This is a genomic window from Ensifer sp. Root142 (assembly GCF_001426785.1).
Classification (GTDB): Bacteria; Pseudomonadota; Alphaproteobacteria; order Rhizobiales; family Rhizobiaceae; genus Ensifer; species Ensifer canadensis.
In genome coordinates this window covers 150,053-168,925 of the sequence record NZ_LMFK01000034.1, presented here as the reverse complement: position 1 = coordinate 168,925, position 18,873 = coordinate 150,053, and the positions used below count along the sequence as shown (strand labels likewise).

Sequence of the window (18,873 nt, the reverse complement as noted above, 5' to 3'; positions counted from 1 at the left end):
TCGAAACGGCCGCAAGACATGGCCATGGCCTGTTGCGGACATGGTCGGAACGCCCGCGCCAACCGCCGATCGGCGAACCTAGCCCTTTGGAGTATTCCGCATCCGGCCGCATTGCCGCTTACTCCATGCATCCGCTTCATCTGTTCGGACCTCGGGAGGGAAAGACGTGCGCACCAAGAAATCACCTGTTCTGCTGCACCAGCTTCTGGCTGGCACCATGCTCGCCGCGCTTGCGGCCGGATCATCGTCGACGGTTGCGAATGCAGCTGCCGACCTTATCGCCGTCAATGGCGACGTGCGGACCGTCGATCCGAATACGCCTCGAGCGGAAGCCTTTGCCGTCGAGGGCGGAAAGTTCGTGGCGGTCGGCACCAGCGCCGAGATCCGGTCGCTCGCCGATGGCAAGACCACGGTGCTCGATCTCGGCGGTAAGACTGTCACGCCCGGCTTCATCGATGGACATACGCATCTGACAAGCGGCACGGACTACGTCACTGGCGTCGATCTCTCCTACATCCCAGACAAGGAAACGTGGCTGAAGAAGATCAAGGAGGCGGATGAACGCCTGCCGCCAGGCGTGTGGATCACCGGAGGCGGTTGGGACTATACGCTGAAGGAGGGCAAGCTTCCGACGAAGGAAGACATCGACGCCGTGGTCAAGGATCGCCCCGTCGTTCTGCGCGATATCGATTTCCACTCGATCTGGGTGAACACCAAGGCATTGGAAATCGGCGGCGTCACCGCGAAATCCGAGGTGCCCGCCGGGGGCGAGATCGTCGTCGACGCCAAGACCGGAGATCCGACCGGGATCCTGCTAGAAGGCGCTGGCGACCTCATCACCAACAAGAAGCCGGCCTATTCCGACAAGGAACGCGCCGAAGCGCTGCTGCAGACTGTGAAGTTTGCCAACAGCGTCGGCCTGACCGGCGTTCATGACATGTCGTCCATCGCCGCTGTCTACGACTATCTGAAACTCGTCGAGGACAAGAACCTGTCATTGCGGGTCTGGTACGGTTTCTTCGAGGACAAGGCTGCAAATATTCCGGCGGCGGCAAAGGATCGTGAGACCGTCGACAGCCGCGTGGCTGCCAGCGGCGAGACCAAGGTGAAGGGGCCACTCCTGACGGTCGGTTACGCCAAGTCGGTGGTCGACGGGGTGCTGTCGACCCACACGGCCTACCTGCTTGAAAACTACTCGGATCGCACGGGATGGAAGGGAGAGCCCTTCCAGTCGGAGGCTGATCTCAGCGCACTGATCAAGGCTGCCAACGACAACGGTTTCCCGACCGCCGTCCACGCGATTGGCGATGCCGGCGTGCAGATGACGCTGAACGCATTCGAAAAGGGACAATCACCCGGCAAATACCCCAATCGCGTCGAGCATATCGAAATCATCTCTCCGCCCGATATCGAGCGTTTCAAGAAGCTCGGCATCGTCGCGTCGATGCAACCGAACCACGCAACCGGCACGATCGGAAAATACATCACCGAGCGGGTAGGCCATGAGCGCGAAAGCCATGCCTATGTCTGGAAGTCGATGCTGCAGCACAAGGTTCCCGTCGTGTTCGGATCCGACTGGGCGACATCGCCGCTCAGCCCACTGACCCAGATCAACGATGCCGTTTTCCGCGAAAGCCCGTTCGGGCTCGGCGATGGTCCATGGCACCCCGAGCAGGCGGTCACTTTTGACGAGGCCCTGTTCGCCTACACCCAGGCCGGCGCCAACATGACGCCGTGGGCCAATGAGATCGGCTCGATTTCGACCGGCAAATGGGCAGACTTCGTCGTGCTCGACGCCAAGCTTCCCGACCCCGTCGACCGGTCCATTCGCAAGCGGCATGTCGAGGCGACCTATGTCGCCGGAACGGAAGTCTATCGGGCGAAATAGCAGCCCCAAACCGCATCCGGCGGGGCCGGGCAGCCTCCCGTCCCGCCAACCACTGACCATGCATTCAGGAGCATACATGTCCAAGGTAATGAAAATCGATCGCAATGGCGTCGGCCTGCGCGAGTTGGAAAAGTGCAGCGTCGTGCCCGTCGAAGCGATCCTATCGGGTTTTGCCGACGAGATGGGCGATGTCCACTTCGAGAGCGCCGACGGCTCGATCGTCGTCGGTACATGGCAATCGACGCCCTATGCCGAAATGCTCTCCTACCCTGACGGGGTGGAGTACAGCGTCATCCTCTCGGGAAAAGTCTCGATCACCAGCCCGGACGGATCGGTGGAGACGTTCCAAGCCGGCGAAAGCTACCTGCTGCCGCAGGGGGTTGAGGTCCGGTTCGAGGTGCTGGAGACGATGCGCAAAGTCTACGTCTTGCATACAGCAAAGACTGACGGGTGACCTATGGCACACCCAATGCAACGACCGTCGGTAGCGTCGCTTGCCGACGTGAAGATGTCGCCGTTCTGGCTGGATCGGCCGGATGCTCCCGAGGCGCTGCCGCCGCTGACGGCCCATCGAAAGGCTGATCTGCTGATCGTCGGTGGCGGTTTCACTGGCCTCTGGGGCGCAATCCAGGCCAAACAGGCGCAACCCGATCTCGATGTGGTGCTGATCGAAAAGAGCACCGTCGCAAACGGCGCTTCCGGTCGCCCGGGCGGCGTCGTCTCCACGTCGGTGATGCACGGCCTGTCCAATGCGGTGCGCGTGTTCCCCAACGACATCGCCGAGCTGGAGCGGTTGGGCAAGAAAAACATGCATGGGTTCATGCAGACCATTTTCGACCATGGTATCGACTGCCACGCCGAGTGGGGCGGCGAACTGACCGTTGCCGTGGATGCAGACCATCTCGAAGCTCTTCGCAGGGAGCATGAACTGCACCTTCAATATGGCCATCAGGCCGTGTTTCTAGATCAGGACGCGGTCCAGGCGCAGATCGGATCGCCGCGCTACAAGGCGGGGATCTGGTCAAAGGATATCAGCGGCACGGTGCACCCGGCCTTGCTCGCCTGGGGTTTGAAACGAACGGCCCTTTCTCTCGGCGTTGAGATCTTTGAGAATACGGAGTTGCTGGCGCTCGATGAGGTCGGGCCCAAGATCAAGGTCAAGACGCCCTTCGGCTCGGTGACCGCGCCAAAGGTGCTGCTGGCCACCAACGCATTCGCTTCCGGCCATCCCGGCATCAAGCGCCGTGTTGTCGCCGTCAGAGATCGGGTGCTCGCGACCGAGCCGTTGTCTGAGCAACAGCTGGCGTCGGTCGGCTGGAAGAACCGGCAGGGTGTTTACGATACCCGGACCCAGATGAACTATATGCGCCTGACGAAAGACAACCGGATCATCTTCGGGGGAAGGCTCGGCTATGCCTTCGCGGGCACGACGTCGCCAAGCGTGGATAGCGACGTCGAGACCTATGAGCCGCTGGCGGCCGCGTTCTTCGATACGTTTCCGCAGTTGCAGGGCCACCGTTTCACGCATGCCTGGAGCGGCCCGATCGATCTCAGCACACGCATGGCGGTGCATTTCCAGAGATACCACGCAGGCAAGGTGGTTTATGCCGGCGGCTACTCGGGTTTTGGGGTCTCCGCGTCGAGGTTCGGCGCACGCATAGCGCTCGACATTCTCGACGGCTCGAAGACTTCGGAGAGCAGGCTGGATTTCGCAACGCAGCTGCCCAACGTCGTGCCGCCGGAGCCCTTTCGCTGGCTTGGGGCCCAGGTCACGATGTATGCGCTCGATACGGCCGACCAAAAGGGCGGATGGCGCAAGCCGTGGCTCAGGCTGGTTTCGGCAATGGGCTTTCCGTTGAGTTGAGTGGCAATCCTCTAGATAGGGCTCAGCTCGCGAACGCCTGGGCCTGCCTGATTTTTATGTAGCGCAAGCGATGGACGGGATTGGCCGAAGACTGGCTCCGGCCAATCCTCACGGCGTCAGCCGCGGTGATGGCTTTCCTGCAAGCCGTAGACCGGCGTTTCGATGCCGGCCTGGCGGGCTTTCAATTGCAGGGAGAGGTACTGCGAATAGTGCCGTGACTGATGCAGGTTGCCGCCGTGAAACCAGAGGGCTTCCTGCTGTGTCGGCTTCCACATGTTGCGCTGCTCGCCTTCCCACGGGCCGGGGTCCTTTGGCGTGTCGGAGCCCAGACCCCAGCATTTGCCGACCTTTTCGGCCACCTCGCGGCTGATGAGATCGGCCGCCCAGCCGTTCATCGAGCCGTAGCCGGTGGCATAGACGACCAGATCCGCCGGTAGCTCCGTGCCGTCCTTGAGTACCACCGACGTTTCGGTCAGGTGATCAACGTCTGAACCGGATTTCAGCTTGATCGAGCCGTCGATGATGAGGTCGCAGGCGCCGACATCGATGTAATATCCCGAGCCGCGGCGCAGGTATTTCATGAACAGGCCGGAGCCGTCGGCGCCCCAGTCGAGCATGAAGCCCGCCTTTTCGAGATCCGCGTAGAACTTGGCGTCGCGCTCGCGCATCTTGTCGTAGAGCGGGATCTGGAACTCGTGCATGATCCTATAGGGCAGCGAGGCGAAGATGAGGTCTGCCTTGCGTGTCGTCATGCCGGCCGCAACCGCCCGCTCGGAATAGAGGTCGCCGAGCCCGATCTCCATCAGCGAATCCGATCGTACGATGTGGGTCGAGGAGCGCTGGACCATGGTGACGTCGGCGCCCGCCTCCCACAGTGCGGCGCAAATGTCGTGCGCCGAGTTGTTGGCCCCGACCACCACCACCTTCTTGCCCTTGTAAGCGTCGGGGCCCGGATGTTGGGAGGAATGCTGCTGCTCGCCCCTGAAAATCTCCTGTCCCATGAATTTGGGAACGTTGGCCTTGCCGGACATGCCCGTGGCGAGCACAAGTTGTTTCGGCTTCAGCACCACTTCCTTGCCATCGCGCTCGACAACGACGGTCCATTCCTGCTTGTCCTCATCATAGGAAGCGGATTTGCAGGTGGTCGAGTTCCAGTAGTTGAGCTCCATCACCTTGGTGTACATCTCCAGCCAGTCGCCGATCTTGTCCTTCGGCGCAAAGACCGGCCAGTTCTCCGGGAAGGGGATGTAGGGCAGGTGGTCGTACCAGACGGGGTCGTGCAGGCAGAGTGACTTGTATCGCTTGCGCCAGCTGTCGCCGGGTCGCTCGTTCTTCTCGATGATGATCGTAGGTACGCCGAGTTGGCGCAGGCGCGCACCGAGCGCAATGCCGCCCTGGCCGCCGCCGATGATGACGACGTAGGGCTGCGTCTCGTAACCAAGTCCGGCGGCTTCCGCCTGGCGTTTTTCGCTCCAGGTCTTGCGATTGGGGTCGTGGCCGTGTTCCGCCCCCATCGGTCGCTTCAGACCCTTGGGTTCCTCATGCCCCTTGAGCTCGCTCATCGTCGTCAATAGCGTCCAGATCAGGCCATTCTTCAGACGGATATGGCCATAGCCACGCGCAACATCCGTTTCGAATTCGAACCAGCCCTGCGTGATGCCGTCGCCGTCGCTTGCCAGTTCCTTCTCATCCTGGCGAAATCGCGATGGTTTGATTGTTTTCAGTTGCCTTGTCAGCATGTCGCGGATCTGGTCGTGGCCCTCCATCGTGCGCAGGTTCCAGGTGAACGTGACCAGGTCTCGCCAATAGCAGTCAGCCTGGAACAGGTTGACCGCGGCTTCGACATCTCCGCGCTCCAGCGCCTTGCCGAGCTTGGCAAGGGCTGCGTCTATCTTCGTGTTGGGGCTGTCTTCAAGCATGGTATCTCCTCCGTGTTGCTCGAGTGTCAGGTGGCAAACGCCGGGGAAGCTCCTCCTTCCCCGGCGTGCCCGGATGATCATTTTGTAAGGTCGATCAGGATCTTCAGTTGCTTGCCGGCCGGATCGAGCAAGGCGTCGAAGCCTTGGGCAACGGCCCGGTCGAGCGTGATGGTGCTCGTCACAACCTTGGCGGCCGGAAGCAGACCCGATGCGATCAGCCGGATGACGCGCGGCCAGTAGTGGGTCGGGTAGGCCCAGGATCCGCGCAGGTCGATGTCCTTGAAGGTCACCTGGAACCAGTCGAGCGGGTTCTCGTGCGGATGCAGACCCGTTTGCACGACGACACCCTGCTTGCGCACGGCATCGACGCAGGCTTTCAGCGCATGTTCGTTGCCGACGCATTCGATCGCGACATCGCAACCGACCTTGCCTTCCGACGTCGCCCGAACGATGTCGCCGGGATTGTCCCGTTTGGGATTGATCGTGATCAGATCGGGCAGGATCGATCTTGCGAAATCGAGCCGCGCATCGTTGATGTCGGAGACGAACAGCTGTGCTGCGCCGGCTGCCCTTGCCGCCAGCAGTGTCAGGATGCCGATCGGTCCGGCACCGGTGACGAGCACGCTGCTTCCCGCCGTCACGCCACCGCGATCGCAGGCATAGACGGCAACCGCAGTCGGTTCGACAAGGGCTGCCTCCTCGTCGCTCATCGCATCGGGGATCTTCTGGACGTTGTATTCGTTGAGCGTGGCATGTTCCGCCATCCCGCCCCACTGCCAGCTGAGGCCCGCCAAGGCGAGGTCGGTGCTGAGGTGGTAAAGACCGCGATCGGCAAAGTAGTCGCCGGATCGCGGCATGATCAGCGGTTGAACGGATACCCTGTCTCCGACCGCAATGGTGTTTACGCCGTCGCCGATCGCCTCGACGATGCCACCGAACTCGTGCCCGAGAATCTGTGGCGCCCGCGCGCCGGTGAACGGGTGCGGTTCGCTTGGAATGAAAATCGGGCCATAGGCGTATTCGTGCAAGTCCGTGCCACAGATGCCGACAAAGCGATTGCGGATGAGGACCTGGCCTGGCCCCGGATTGCGATCGGGTGGCGAGATCTGTTCAAGCCGCAGATCCCTGGCTGCATGAAATCTGAGTGCGCGCATGTTTCCTCCGTTCTGCCTTTTGTTGCGACAGTACGGAGCAAGGGGCGTGCCAGGGCTGGGTCAGGTTTGAATGTCGTTGCTAATCAATGGCGTAGCTCGACCTGGTGGGCATCGTCCACCTGAGGCGGATGCAACAGGTGTGGTGCCACACCTGTTGCATGCTAGTGCTTGGCGCGCAGCCGGTGGCGCTTGATCTGACGATGGACGGTGGAGCGATCGACGCCCAGGCGCCGGGCCGCCTCGGAGATGTTCCAGCCGCAGGAAGAGAGCATGATCTCGAGCGCCGTGCCGTCATCGGTCTTTCCGATTGGGGAAGGACCTTCAGTCTTGCCTGTCGGCGTCGCTGTGAGGTGGTCCGGCAGGTCGCCGAGTTCAATCCTGTTTTCGTCGCAGACGGCAGCGGCGACGGCGAGAACGTTATCCAGCTCGCGAATATTCCCGGGCCAGCCATGCGCCTTCAGCGCGGCCAGCGCGTCCGACGAGATGTGCAAAGGTCGCTCCTCGGTGCGGTGTTTTTCGAGGAGTGTCGCGAGCAGCCATTCGAAATCCGCCCGATCGCGAAGCGGCGGCATATGGAACACGACGGCATTCAGACGATAGAACAGGTCTTCGCGGAAGCGCCCCTCCTGCACCAGTTGCTGCAGCGGCCGGTGCGTTGCCGAGACGATGCGCAGGTTCACCGATTTCGGTTCCTGCCCGCCAATCGGCAGGATCTCCCGTTCCGCCAGGACCCGTAGCAATCTTGTCTGCAGGGTGAGGGGCATGTCGCCGATCTCGTCGAGGAAGAGGGTTCCGCCGTCGGCCTGTTCTATCAGGCCCTTGCGCCCCTTGGGCGATGCCCCGGTGAAGGCGCCGGGCAGATAGCCGAAGAGTTCGCTCTCGATCAGATGCTCGGGCAACGCGGCACAATTGATCGCAACGAACTTACCCTTGAGGCCGCTGCAGTCATGGATTGTTCGGGCGAGGTGCTCCTTGCCCGAACCGGTCTCGCCCTGGATGAGGACCGGCAATGCGGTCGGCGCGAGTTTGGTGATCCGATCCTGAAGAGCTGCGATCACCGGCACCAGGCCGCCGAGCCGTCGAGAGGGCGAGGCCGTTGCGATCTTGCCGGCCGACCGGCCGACAGGAAACTGCGGTTCGATCGCGTGGGCAAAGAGAGCATTTCCGTCACGCGCGGTCAGAAGCCGTTCCTCAGTCGGCCTGCAACGGGTCAACTCCACCAGGCCATCAACCCCGATATCGAAGAAACGGGACATCGGTTGCCCGATGAGGTTTTGCGGGTCACGCCAGTCGAGCCCGGCCGAACGCGCCAGGATCCGTGCGCCGCCATGGGTCATGCCGATGATGTGGCCGCGGCCGTCGATCGAGATCGCCGCCTCAGGATCGACGTCGAGAAACTCGGGCGAGCGGGCAAAGCGCAGCACCCATTCATGGCGCGTCCGAGCCATCAGGTTGGCGAGCTCGATACGACGCACGGTGGCGGCCACAAGGTGGCGCGCAAGGTTCTGGCTTGCCTTCAGGATTGGAGAGCTGAGCAGAGAAATGTCGAGAACGGCCGAAAGCCCGCCTTCTGTATCGTAGATCGGTGCTGCGGTGCAGGAGAGCGGCGTATGCGTCGTGTCGAAATGGTCACTCTGGTGGATCGTCAAGGCCTCGCCGGTCTCCAGACAGGCACCGACGGCGCAGGTACCCGCCCGCGCTTCGGCCCAGTCGGATCCAAGGTAGAGGCCGGCCCGGCGCAGGTTGTTGTCGAAGGAAGGATCGCCCAGAAATTCGACTGTCACGCCTTTCCTGTCGGAGAGCAGCAGAACGTAGTTCTGTCCGGCGACCTGGTTGTAGAGGTTTTCAAGGCCTGACCGCGCGATCCTGATAAGGTCCTCGGCTTCCTGCCGATGCTCGCGAAGGCGCTGTTCAGGCAGGATGTAGGCTTCGCATGTCTGCGCTGGATCCAGCTTGTGCTGATCAAGGCACCGCAGCCACGACTTGACGACAATGTCGTCGCGTCCCGTTGCCAGGCCCTGTCCCACCCGCTCGATCTCGCGGACATGTTCAGAATGTGAAACCATGGAACTTCAATGGCATTGCTGCCACGCTCCTCCATTCCTCCGAACGCGAATGTGTCCATGGCGAAACGGCTTTGTAAAGGGCCGGCGGACATTTCGTTCAGTTTGAGCGCGATCGCCTGGTCGAAAACACAAACTGCGTGCGAACGGGTCTCAGCGCGACCGGTAGCTGTTGAAGCGGGGCACCTTCCAGGGTTTGCGGAGAAGGCAGGCATTCCCGCATTCGAAGCATTTCATTCAAGCGTCCGTGAGCGGAACGGGATGCTTTCCGGCCGATATATAATTCCTCAACTCAAGTTCGATTTTAGGGTAGAATTAGGCCGCGATTTAAAGGACTGCAGTGTCCTTTGCGCGCCGAATTCGACGTGTGGCGCTGCAGAGGAAAGGTGAAGCCAATGAAAAGGTTTGCAATCGTTGCCTTGTCGCTTGCGACTGCGCTGACAAGCGCTCCGCCGGTCATGGCATTTCCCACAATTGCCGCGCCAGGGATTGAGGCGCCGCAAGCCCAGCTGGTTCAGTACAGGCGATATCGCGGCGGCTACGGCGGCTACGGCGGGTACAACCACGGACATCATCACAACGGTGGTGGTGACGATTGGGCTTGGGCACTGGGTGGGCTTGCCGCCGGCGCCGTTATCGGCGGGCTGCTGGCTCAACCCAGATATTATGGCCCCGGTTACTACGGCGGGAACTACTACGGCAATAACTACTATGGCGGGAACTACTATGGCGGGAACTACTACCGGCAGCGCTATTATGCGCCACGCTATTATGCGCCACGCTACTACCGCCAAGTCTACGGCGGCGGCAGTGCACATATGCGCTGGTGCTACGCGCGCTACCGTTCCTATAGGGCATACGACGATACATTCCAGCCCTATTACGGTCCGCGACAAGCGTGCGTCTCACCTTACTATTGAGCGCGGTTGAGGTACGCCGTTAAACGGATTCATCCGCTATCTGGACGGGTTTGGACTGCTGGCAAGCAATCTGTACCGTCGCCCGGGACGATATATCATCGAAATCCGCGCTCAATGGCGCGGCCGGTGCCGGGTTCTGTCATCGCACCAGCGAAGGATTTCGTCGGCGTTGGCCTTGCCGCCGCGGGGACCATGGACGGTGACTGAGCGGGCTGCGGCAGCCACGGCGAAGTTCAAGGCATCGGCAAAGGGTTGGTTCTGTTCAAGACACCAGGTCAGCACGCCGCCAAAGGTATCGCCAGCGCCAGTCACGTCGACGACATCGACGGGAAACCCGCTAGCGCGCAGTATCGTGTCACCGTTACGCGCCTCTGCGCCCTCGGCCGCCAGCGTGCGCACCACCCAGTCGATGTCATGATCGCGCATCCAGTCTCCGATGCACGACAGGTCTTCATGGCCGAAGGCGGTACGGAAGCCGACCTGGTTGAAGATGACCACCGCCGCACCTTTGAGATAGGGCATGTCCTCAGGCGTGCAGCCGCCGACGTCGAGATCGAAGATGGCGCGGCGCCCGTGCTGGCGCAGGTCGGCCAGAAGTCCGGCCTGTTTCAGAATGCCGCTTTCCGTCCGCACGTGCAGCCGGCGGACACGATAGAGGGTCGTATACATCAATCCGGGCTGACGCAGCGCCGTCAAACTGTCCGGTGACAGCCACATCGGTTGTTCGCCCATCTCAACAGTCAGCACGATGTGCTCGCCATCGACCAGGAAGATCAGGTTGCGCGATTCGGGAATAGCAGGGTCGGTCAGCATGTGGCTGACGCCGACGCCGTTCTCCACGAGGTCGGCAATCAGCCGTTTTGACAGCGGGCTGTCGTTGAGCAATGAGATGAACTGCGTTCGGCCGCCCAGTGCCGCATGTACCACAGCGGCGTTGGCGATAGAGCCGCCGGTTTCCGCCGGCAGTTCGGCGACCATGCCCTTGTCCGCACGACCCGGCCAGCGATCGGCGGTGTAATATTCGTCGAGCGCCACGTCACCGATGAAAAAGGTTGTCATGCGCTCAGTCCTTCCTGGTTGGCCGCCTTGATCAGGCGTGGTCCGCCAGCCACAGGCACCCAGGGGCTTTCACCGAAGCCACATATCGCCATCCAATAGTAGGGCGCAGGGCCCGAAACGCCGCGGCAAGCGTCGTGCCAGACGCCACGATGCATCACTACCACTTGCCCCGGCGCAATCACGAATGCTTCAAGGTCATCGCGATGCGGTGCCTCTGCGTCGGATGCGGGCGCGACGGCCAGCACGATCGGTTGGGATGCGCAGAACAGCGCCTCTTCAGTTCCCAGGTGCCGCTCCATTGCCGCGCAGAGCCATGGTCCGCCGCCGCCGCGCGTGATGCCAAGGTGGCCAGAGCCCTCAATCAGCGGTGCGGCGGTGAACCCGTCTCGCCAGCCGTCGCCCGCCGTCCATATCGCCTTGGGATCTGAATCGTCAGTCAGGTTGTAGGTCGTACCGAACCGCGAAAAGTTTTCGGCGGTCACCGGCCGGGCGAGGACGGCATCCGGAGCGCTCATGCGGCACTCCTTGCAGCACGCACGACGCGCATCAAGCCGGCGACGTGGGCCGCTTCAACCCGGCCGGTGTCCTTATGGTCGTGCTTGAACCAGCTTCCGACGACGGCGCCGTCTGCGTGGGCAAGCTGTTCGGCGGCATTGGCCTCGGTAAGGCCGGCTCCGATCAGGAGCGGTACACCGCCCCCGGTTGCGGCACGGAAACGCGCCACCTTGTCCATGTCGGTCGGCCGGCCCGTCGCATCGGAGGTCACCACGAGGCCGTCGCAACGCGAGGCGCCGATGCGCACGTCCTCTGCTTCCGGCCTGCCGGACAGGACCAGTTGATATTTGAACCGCACGCCCCCGAGCAGCAGCGCCGAGACGCCTTCACGGCGGGTGGCAAGGTCTGCGGCGAAGGGAGCATCCGTCTCGGGCGGCAAATGACCGGCAACGGAATCGACCTGGATGAAGGCGACGGGATAGTGTCGGGCAAGTTCAAATGCGCGCGCATCATCGCGTAGCACATTGACGCCGATGCGCGTGCCGAGATCAAGGCCGAACAGCCGCTCCAGCACCCGCTCCACATCCTCGGCGTGGCCGAAATAATTCTCAACTACCAATCCATCGACACCTTCACCCGCCATAATGCGGGCTTCTTCCTCGGCTTGGGCGAGTTTGCCCTCGGGGCTGTCGCCTGCCAGGTGCAACATGCCGAGAATGGGTTTTGGCGTCGTAAAGGTCTCGCCGAAGCGGCTCATGTTCGTTCTCCTGCGTCGCGCCGCCATCAGGCCGGCGCGGTATCACGCCCCCAACGGGTGGCGAATTTCATCTGGACCGCCGGCGAGTAGACGATCGACGTGCGTTCGACCAACCGATCGTTGGCGTCGAGCACATCCCCGCTGGCGCAAAGATAGCCCGGCACGTCGTGTGCCGGAGCAAACACCTCCCGCAAACGGTCGGATGGCGGCACAACCGTCAAAAGCAATTCCGAGCGAATGGGGTTGCGGTCATAGTCGCGGCGCAATACCTCGTAGAGTGATTGCGCCGCGAAATCGTAGCGGTCGATGCCTGGATAGAGGGCGAGATCGAGCTGCGACGTATCGACGTTCAGCCAGTTGACGGTCTCGCCGTTGGCAAGCCCGCGAGCGCGCACCAGGAACAGTTCACCGTTCTCAACCCGATGCTCCAGTACCCGCGTCGTCGGGCGTTGGCCTTGTCGGCGGGCGAGTTCCGTAAAGCTGCCGAAGTTCCAGATATTGTGGCTGATCGGCCGGTGCGAAACGATCGTGCCCCGGCCGCGAACCTGCTGGACCAGTCCCTCCGACACCAAAAGCGCCATCGCATTGCGCACCGTGGTCCGGGCGATGCCGAACTGGTCACGCATTTGGTTTTCCGAGGGAATGGCTTCCCCTTCGGAAAAATCGCCGCTCAGGATTGCGGCTCGAAGCGCCCGGTAGAGCTGCCGGTAAAGTTGCTCGCTCGAATAGAGATCGAGGCGCAATCTCGACAATCTGTCGTCGGCGGCGATGGGGGCGTCAGGCATGGAGGGATGGGTCAAGGCGGGCTCCGTTTGGCTCCGTTACTTCGTGGTTCCGTTCACCTTGAACTCTTCCACGGCAGCATCTTTCAAGCCATGACGATCGAGGATCTGTGCATAAGTACCATCCGCCTTCAGCGCCTCGAGCGCTGCAAGAACCGCATCGCGCAAGGGGCCATTCGCCTTGGCAAAGGCGATGCCGTAGTAATTGATCTCGTCGACCTTGCCGATCTGGTAGAACTTGCCCGGTTCCTGCTTCATCAGATCGAGCAGGCCCTCCAGGCCGATGACCGAGGCCTGTGCACGGCCTTGGCGGATCTGCATGATGTGCTCGGCCTGTGTGGGGATCTGGATGACCGTGATCGGCTTGTCGGCAGCACAATTGGTCTTGCCGACATTTTCCGCCCATGTGACCCAGCTGGTGCCCGTCGCCACGGCCACGGTCTTGCCGCAGAGATCGGTTTCAACCTTGATCTCTCCCTGCTGATCGGCCGTGGAATAAAAGACGTTGCCAGTCTTGAAGTAGTCGATGAAATCGAGCTGTGTCTGGCGTTCGACCTTGTCGGAGAAGGCGGTCATGATCATGTCGGACCGGCCGGTGACGACCTGAGGAATGAGCTGCGGGAATTCGACGTTCTGGAACTCGGCTGTCAGGCCGAGGCGCTCGGCGACGGCCTTGGCGAGATCGATGTCGAAACCCTTCAGGTCGGTCGAGCCGGCATCGCTGTATTCCATCGGCGGATAGGCAAGGCTGATGGTGACGTTTAGTTTGCCAGCGGCGCGCACGGCTTCGGGCAGGGCGGCGGCCAGCTTCTCATCGGCCGCGGCATGGGCCCCTCCGGCTACACACAGGCTGATGAATGTGGTGGAGGCAAGTCCCAGAACTATTGGCAGCAGTCGTTTCATCTTCTGTTCTCCCATTTTTAAGCTGAAATTTCTCAGGCCAGAACGCGGCTGAGGAATGTGCGCACGCGCGGATCACCGGGGTTGCTGAGGACCTGTTCCGGCGCGCCGGTCTCGCGAATTTCTCCGTCGATCATCACCACGACGCGGTCTGCCACCTCGCGGGCAAAGCCGATCTCATGGGTGACGACAATCATGGTGGTACCGCCGCGCGCCAGATTGCGCATGACCTCCAGCACCTCGCCGACAAGCTCCGGATCGAGCGCGCTGGTCGGTTCGTCGAACAGCATCACCCGTGGCTCCATGGCGAGCGCCCGGGCGATTGCCACGCGTTGTTTCTGGCCGCCTGAAAGCTGCGACGGATAGCTTTCGGCCTTGGCCGCCATGCCGACCTGCTCCAGCAGATCCATGGCGCGGGCTTCGGCTTCGGCCCGGCGCAATCCGCGCACGACCATCGGCCCTTCGATGACATTGCCGAGCACCGTCAGATGCGCGAACAGATTGAAGTGTTGGAACACCATGCCGAGCTGACTCTGCTGTGCGCGTAGTCGCTTGACGGGCAGCTCCTGTAGGGCGCCGCGATGGAGCGCGTAGCCCATGATCGCACCATCGACCCAGACATAACCGCCGTTTGGCGTTTCGAGATGGTTGATGCACCGAAGGAACGTGCTCTTACCACTGCCCGAGGGGCCGAGGATGCACAGCACTTCACCATAGGCGACTTCGAGGTCGAGGTTCTTCAATACCTCGTGGCTGCCGAAACTCTTGCGGATACCTACCGCCTTGACCGCGAGACTCATGCTTCCCTCACAGCGGCGAGACGCCGCGCCCGTCCTTTGAACCAGCTTCGATTGCTGGCAGCGGCAGCGGCATCGCGGCCGAAATGGCGTTCGAGATAATATTGACCGATGGAAAGGACCGTCGTTCCGGCGAGGTACCAGGCGGCGCACACGAACAGCAGCTCGATGACCGCGCCGTTGATGAAGTAGATCCGCTGGGCCGCGTTCAGCATTTCGCCCATGGCGATCGTGGCGGCGAGCGAGGAGAATTTCAGCATGCCGATGGCGCTGTTGCCAAGAACCGGCAGGATCAACCGCAGGGTCTGCGGCAGCATAATGCGCCGCATCGTCTGGCCGGGCGTCATGCCGAGTGTGTGGGCCGCTTCCTTCTGGCCGCGATCGACGGACGAGATTCCGCCGCGCACCACTTCCGTCAGATAAGAGCCCTCGTTGACGCCGAGACCAAGAACGGCAGCGACAAAGGGCGTCACCACATCAACCATGCGCTCGTCGACCAGGCCCGGAATGTAGAGACGGGGAAAGACGAGTGCGATGTTGAACCAGATGAGAAGCTGGAGCAGCACCGGCGTGCCGCGAAATATCCAGACGTAAAGCCAGGCGGCAAAGCGCAGGATTGGATTTTCCGAAAGGCGCATGATCCCGAAGGCGAAGCCGAGGACCACGCCAAGTGCAAGCGCGCAAGCCGAGATCAAAAGGGTCCAGCCGAAACCGGTGATGATGACGCCGGCCGTTAGAAACTGCCCGACGACCGTCCACTGGATTTGACCAACCGCAAAGGCGCGACCGATCACTGCCAGCAGCAGGATGACGGCACCACCGCTTATCCAGCGCCAAGGGTGGCTCAAACGGCGAATGGGCACGTCCGGGCCTGGCAGGTCTGTCAGCGACAGCGTGGGAGTTGCATTCGAGGTTGATCGGGTCATGATGTCCAAATGTAGGGTTAGGCCTACAACTTACTAGATGCGTTCTTTAGCGGAGTCAAGCGGGCCGACCGCCGAAGGAAAAACAAGCGCGTTGTCGGGAAAATGGGCACGTGATCACAGGTCGCGTGCACGTCCGCGATCAGCAGCCAGTTCGTGGCGCTGGACTATCCAGTGAGAGGGTGAGTGTCGTCGGCGTTACGTTGATCGCTCGCTTGGGAGGTTCATCGATGACATATCGTCGAAAGGTTGGACCGTTTCGATGTACACCGCCGAGCACGGATCGAGACGCGTGCGCGGCGGTGACATGGTTCAACATAGCCTTGACTCAGAGCCTTGTAACAACGACTTCCTGATACTCGCTCGGCACCACCATGGTACCGCCATCGGCGCGATTGAAGCGTGCAACGAGCGCCAGCAGATCGGTAGCGAGCGCGTCCTGTCCCGCGGGTTCGAGGGCGGCGAAGGTCTTCAAAACAGGGCCGTAGAAGGTCCGGAAGACCTCAAGCCAATGCTCGGGCGACTTGTAGCGGAACACAAACTGCCGCGGCATTGCCGCAACCGAGGCGGACGTGGCCGGGAACAGTTCCTCGAGACGCGGGCGCGATCCCCAGAGCGCCGGCGAGCGGGCACCTGCCGGCGTTGGGACATGGCGACCGATCGTCTTGAACACCTGCCCGATGAAGCCATCGGGGGTCCAGTTCGCAAGGCCAATGGAGCCGCCGCGCTTGCAGACACGAAGGAGCTCGCCGGCAGCCCGCTCCTGATCGGGCGTGAACATCACGCCGAAAATCGAGAGCACAGTGTCGAACGACTGATCGGCGAAGGGCAGGTTTTCTGCATCTGCCTCCTGGAAGGTGATGGAGAGCCGGTCTGCCTTGGCGCGCTCACGAGCGCGCTCCAGGAGCGCAGGGACGTAATCCGTCGCGGTGACGTCGCACCAGCGCCGGGCGGCGGCAAGCGCACCGTTGCCGTTGCCAGCGGCGACGTCGAGCACCTTGGAACCGGCGCGCAGATCGAGCGCTTCACAGAGGCTCTCGCCAACAATTTGCAGGGTCGTGCCGACGACGGCGTAATCGCCTGAAGACCACGCGTTTTGCTGCCGGGCCTTGAGCGCGCCGAAGTCGACGGCAGGCTGGTGGTTCTGGTCGGCTAGAGCTGCGGATGTGGACATTTTTTCCTCCTTAAGGCAGTTTGATTGGGTCATGGTGCGTCTGTCACAGGCCTGTTTCGAGCATCTGATCTTCCGCGGCTTCTGGTTTAGGCAGAGAGCGTGGGAACCGGCGTGGGAGCCGGCGTGGTAATGACCATGGAACCTTACGGGCGAAGGCAGATCGACATGCCGTCGTTAACGCTCCGACTGCTCGGACCATTGGCAATTCGCCGTGAAGGCGTGGACGTGCCGTTGCCCGGATCGCGCAAGGTGCGTGCTCTTCTTGCCTATCTGGCGCTTTCGCCTCATCCCTCTGGAAGGGCTCAGCTTTGCGACCTTCTGTGGGATGTTCCCGACGATCCGCGCGGTGAACTGCGATGGTGTCTGAGCAAGATCCGGTCGCTGATCGGTGAGCAGCGCGTCCGTGCCAAGGGCGATACGATCGCCCTCGATCTGTCGGATTGCTCGGTCGATGCGATCGAGGTTACCGCAGCCCATCGACACGGCTTTAGGACGCTTGCACCGGAACAGTTGCGATCCCTGGCCGATCTTTTTGTCGGCGATTTTCTTGACGGCCTTGCGATTGAGCGCTGCCCGGCATTTGACAGCTGGCTGGCGTTCCAACGGCGCCGATTGCGCGATACCCATGCGGCTCTCCTCGATCACATCGTACAACGCGCCGGCCATGAGGAAGTGCGCAGCTATCTCGATCGCTGGATTGCCCTTGCCTCCTTTGACCTTCGTCCCCACGAGCTGCTGCTGCAAAGCCTTGCTGCCGACGGGCGCGTTCGGGAAGGAGAGGAGCACCTGGCAGCGACTGCCAAGCTTTTCGATAGTGAAGGCGTTGACAGCAAACCTCTTCGAGAGATCTGGCGCACGGCCAGGGCTCAGGCTGACGAGACGTTCATAGTGCATCCGGCGCCCGTCGCCGAAACGGCGCCGAGCGAAACAGCAGCACCTCAGACGCATCGCCGTGCCTCGATCGCCATCATGCCCTTCGATGACACGTCGCCGATGGCCATTCCGGGTGGGTCGTCGGATGCGCTCGTTCACGACATCATCACACGGCTCGCCCGACAGCGAAGCCTCAGCGTGATCGCCCAGGGCACCATGTTCGCCCTGCGCGACCGCCGGTACACACCGCACGAGGCTGGCCGGATGCTCGGCGTCGACTATGTCGTCAACGGCTCGTTCCAGCGCCTCGGAAGGCGCATCACCGTCTGCGTCGAACTTACGGAGGCGCAAACCGCCCGTATCGTCTGGGCCGAGGTCTTCGAGTACGATGCTGCGGAGACCTTTCTTCTGCTTGACGAGATCGGCAGTCGGATCGTCGTCACCATCGAGCGTGAGGTCGAAGCGCTTGAGAGCAACCGGGCAATCCTGAAGCCACCTAGTTCTCTCGATGCGTGGGAGGCGCATCACCGTGGGCTCTGGCACATGTATCGCTTCACCAGGAGCAACAATGAACAGGCCCAACACTTCTTCGAGACCGCGATAAACCTCGATCCGACATTCGCCCGCGCTCACGCGGGCCTTTCCTTCACCCATTTTCAAAGCGCCTTCCAGCACTGGGCGGATCAGGACGTGGAGGTCGAGCTCGCGTATCGGGCAGCCAGCCAAAGCATGATGGCCGATGACCGCGACCCGGCCGCGCATTGGGCAATCGGCCGAGCGCTCTGGCTGCGGGGGCTGCATGACCAATCCGTCGGCGAGCTGGAACAGGCGGTCGAACTCAGCCCCAGCTTTGCGCTTGGTCATTATTCGCTCGCCTTCGTCCAGGCTCAGTCCGGCGATGCGCAGGCAGCTATTGTGGCGGCTGATCTTTCGCGAAAACTCAGTCCATTTGATCCGCTGCTCTTCGGCATGCTGGCAAGCCGGGCGCTGGCACTCGTGCGCCTCGGACGCTTTGAGGAGGCCGCCGGCTGGGCCATCAAGGCTGCGGCTCGGCCGAATGCCCATGCCCACATTCTGGCGATCGCGGCGCTATCGCTGGCGCTCATCGGCCGGCTCGACGAAGGGCGTGGCTACGTGGCGTCGATCCATCATCGGTTTTCAGGTTACAGCCTGAGCGATTTTCTGACCGCGTTTCATCTGGGGCCCGAACAGCAGACGCTGTTTCGCGAAGGTGCAAGGCAGATCGGCCTCCATTGATGACATCTTGTCCCTGGTTCATTGTTTCTGATCGTCCTTGCATTGTGG

16 protein-coding genes are annotated in these 18,873 nt (G+C 61.8%); 5 read left to right on the top strand and 11 right to left on the bottom strand.

The features are described from left to right. Nucleotides 1-166 precede the first annotated feature (166 nt). The 3 genes from ASD52_RS25645 (at nt 167) to ASD52_RS25640 (ending at nt 3,752) form a co-directional block, all read left to right on the top strand. On the top strand, nt 167-1,888 hold the full coding sequence (locus tag ASD52_RS25645) for an amidohydrolase (RefSeq protein ID WP_057225802.1): 1,722 nt from the start codon (nt 167-169) through the stop codon (nt 1,886-1,888). A gap of 76 nt (nt 1,889-1,964) precedes the next feature. Then, nucleotides 1,965-2,342, top strand: a complete 378-nt coding sequence (locus tag ASD52_RS38810) for a cupin domain-containing protein (protein ID WP_158268916.1) — start codon at nt 1,965-1,967, stop codon at nt 2,340-2,342. Nucleotides 2,343-2,357: 15 nt separating this feature from the next. Beyond that, nucleotides 2,358-3,752: an FAD-dependent oxidoreductase gene (locus ASD52_RS25640; protein WP_156408065.1), complete on the top strand. Its 1,395-nt coding sequence runs from the start codon at nt 2,358-2,360 to the stop codon at nt 3,750-3,752. A gap of 116 nt (nt 3,753-3,868) precedes the next feature. On the opposite strand, the gene ASD52_RS25635 is transcribed toward ASD52_RS25640, so the two are convergent. The 3 genes from ASD52_RS25635 to ASD52_RS25625 all read right to left on the bottom strand — a co-directional run bounded on the left by ASD52_RS25635 (nt 3,869) and on the right by ASD52_RS25625 (nt 8,891). Further along, nucleotides 3,869-5,671 carry an NAD(P)/FAD-dependent oxidoreductase gene (locus ASD52_RS25635; RefSeq protein WP_057225800.1) on the bottom strand — a complete coding sequence of 601 codons (1,803 nt, stop codon included), beginning with the start codon at nt 5,669-5,671 and terminating at the stop codon, nt 3,869-3,871. A gap of 77 nt (nt 5,672-5,748) precedes the next feature. Then, the gene (locus ASD52_RS25630) at nt 5,749-6,825 is read right to left on the bottom strand and encodes a 2,3-butanediol dehydrogenase (RefSeq protein WP_025430127.1); all 1,077 of its coding nucleotides are present in this window, start codon (nt 6,823-6,825) and stop codon (nt 5,749-5,751) included. Nucleotides 6,826-6,986: 161 nt separating this feature from the next. After that, nucleotides 6,987-8,891, bottom strand: a complete 1,905-nt coding sequence (locus ASD52_RS25625; protein ID WP_057225798.1) for a sigma-54-dependent Fis family transcriptional regulator — start codon at nt 8,889-8,891, stop codon at nt 6,987-6,989. A gap of 392 nt (nt 8,892-9,283) precedes the next feature. On the opposite strand from ASD52_RS25625, the gene ASD52_RS25620 reads away from it, so the two are divergent. Continuing rightward, on the top strand, nt 9,284-9,808 hold the full coding sequence (locus tag ASD52_RS25620; protein WP_057217124.1) for a BA14K family protein: 525 nt from the start codon (nt 9,284-9,286) through the stop codon (nt 9,806-9,808). A gap of 111 nt (nt 9,809-9,919) precedes the next feature. Here ASD52_RS25620 and ASD52_RS25615 read toward each other — a convergent pair whose 3' ends face one another. The 8 genes from ASD52_RS25615 to ASD52_RS25580 all read right to left on the bottom strand — a co-directional run bounded on the left by ASD52_RS25615 (nt 9,920) and on the right by ASD52_RS25580 (nt 16,695). Beyond that, a complete protein-coding gene (locus ASD52_RS25615) occupies nt 9,920-10,867 on the bottom strand; it encodes a carbohydrate kinase family protein (RefSeq protein ID WP_025430124.1) in 948 nt (315 codons plus the stop codon). Further along, entirely contained in the window at nt 10,864-11,382 is a 519-nt protein-coding gene (locus tag ASD52_RS25610; RefSeq protein ID WP_057225796.1) for an ureidoglycolate lyase, read from the bottom strand. Before ASD52_RS25610 ends, ASD52_RS25615 begins: the two co-directional genes overlap by 4 nt. Continuing rightward, nucleotides 11,379-12,119 (bottom strand): BtpA/SgcQ family protein, encoded by a 741-nt coding sequence (locus tag ASD52_RS25605; RefSeq protein WP_025430122.1) that lies wholly within the window; start codon nt 12,117-12,119, stop codon nt 11,379-11,381. Before ASD52_RS25605 ends, ASD52_RS25610 begins: the two co-directional genes overlap by 4 nt. A gap of 26 nt (nt 12,120-12,145) precedes the next feature. Continuing rightward, on the bottom strand, nt 12,146-12,919 hold the full coding sequence (locus tag ASD52_RS25600) for a GntR family transcriptional regulator (protein ID WP_128090338.1): 774 nt from the start codon (nt 12,917-12,919) through the stop codon (nt 12,146-12,148). Nucleotides 12,920-12,940: 21 nt separating this feature from the next. Next, nucleotides 12,941-13,804 carry an ABC transporter substrate-binding protein gene (locus tag ASD52_RS25595; RefSeq protein WP_025430120.1) on the bottom strand — a complete coding sequence of 288 codons (864 nt, stop codon included), beginning with the start codon at nt 13,802-13,804 and terminating at the stop codon, nt 12,941-12,943. 32 nt (nt 13,805-13,836) lie between these two features. Beyond that, a complete protein-coding gene (locus ASD52_RS25590) occupies nt 13,837-14,601 on the bottom strand; it encodes an amino acid ABC transporter ATP-binding protein (protein ID WP_025430119.1) in 765 nt (254 codons plus the stop codon). After that, nucleotides 14,598-15,524 carry an amino acid ABC transporter permease gene (locus tag ASD52_RS25585; protein WP_025430118.1) on the bottom strand — a complete coding sequence of 309 codons (927 nt, stop codon included), beginning with the start codon at nt 15,522-15,524 and terminating at the stop codon, nt 14,598-14,600. Before ASD52_RS25585 ends, ASD52_RS25590 begins: the two co-directional genes overlap by 4 nt. Before the next feature lie 325 nt (nt 15,525-15,849). Continuing rightward, nucleotides 15,850-16,695 carry a class I SAM-dependent methyltransferase gene (locus tag ASD52_RS25580; RefSeq protein ID WP_057225794.1) on the bottom strand — a complete coding sequence of 282 codons (846 nt, stop codon included), beginning with the start codon at nt 16,693-16,695 and terminating at the stop codon, nt 15,850-15,852. Nucleotides 16,696-16,830: 135 nt separating this feature from the next. Here ASD52_RS25580 and ASD52_RS25575 point away from each other — a divergent pair, with 135 nt between their 5' ends. After that, the gene (locus tag ASD52_RS25575; protein ID WP_128090364.1) at nt 16,831-18,825 is read left to right on the top strand and encodes a transcriptional regulator; all 1,995 of its coding nucleotides are present in this window, start codon (nt 16,831-16,833) and stop codon (nt 18,823-18,825) included. Nucleotides 18,826-18,873 lie beyond the last annotated feature (48 nt).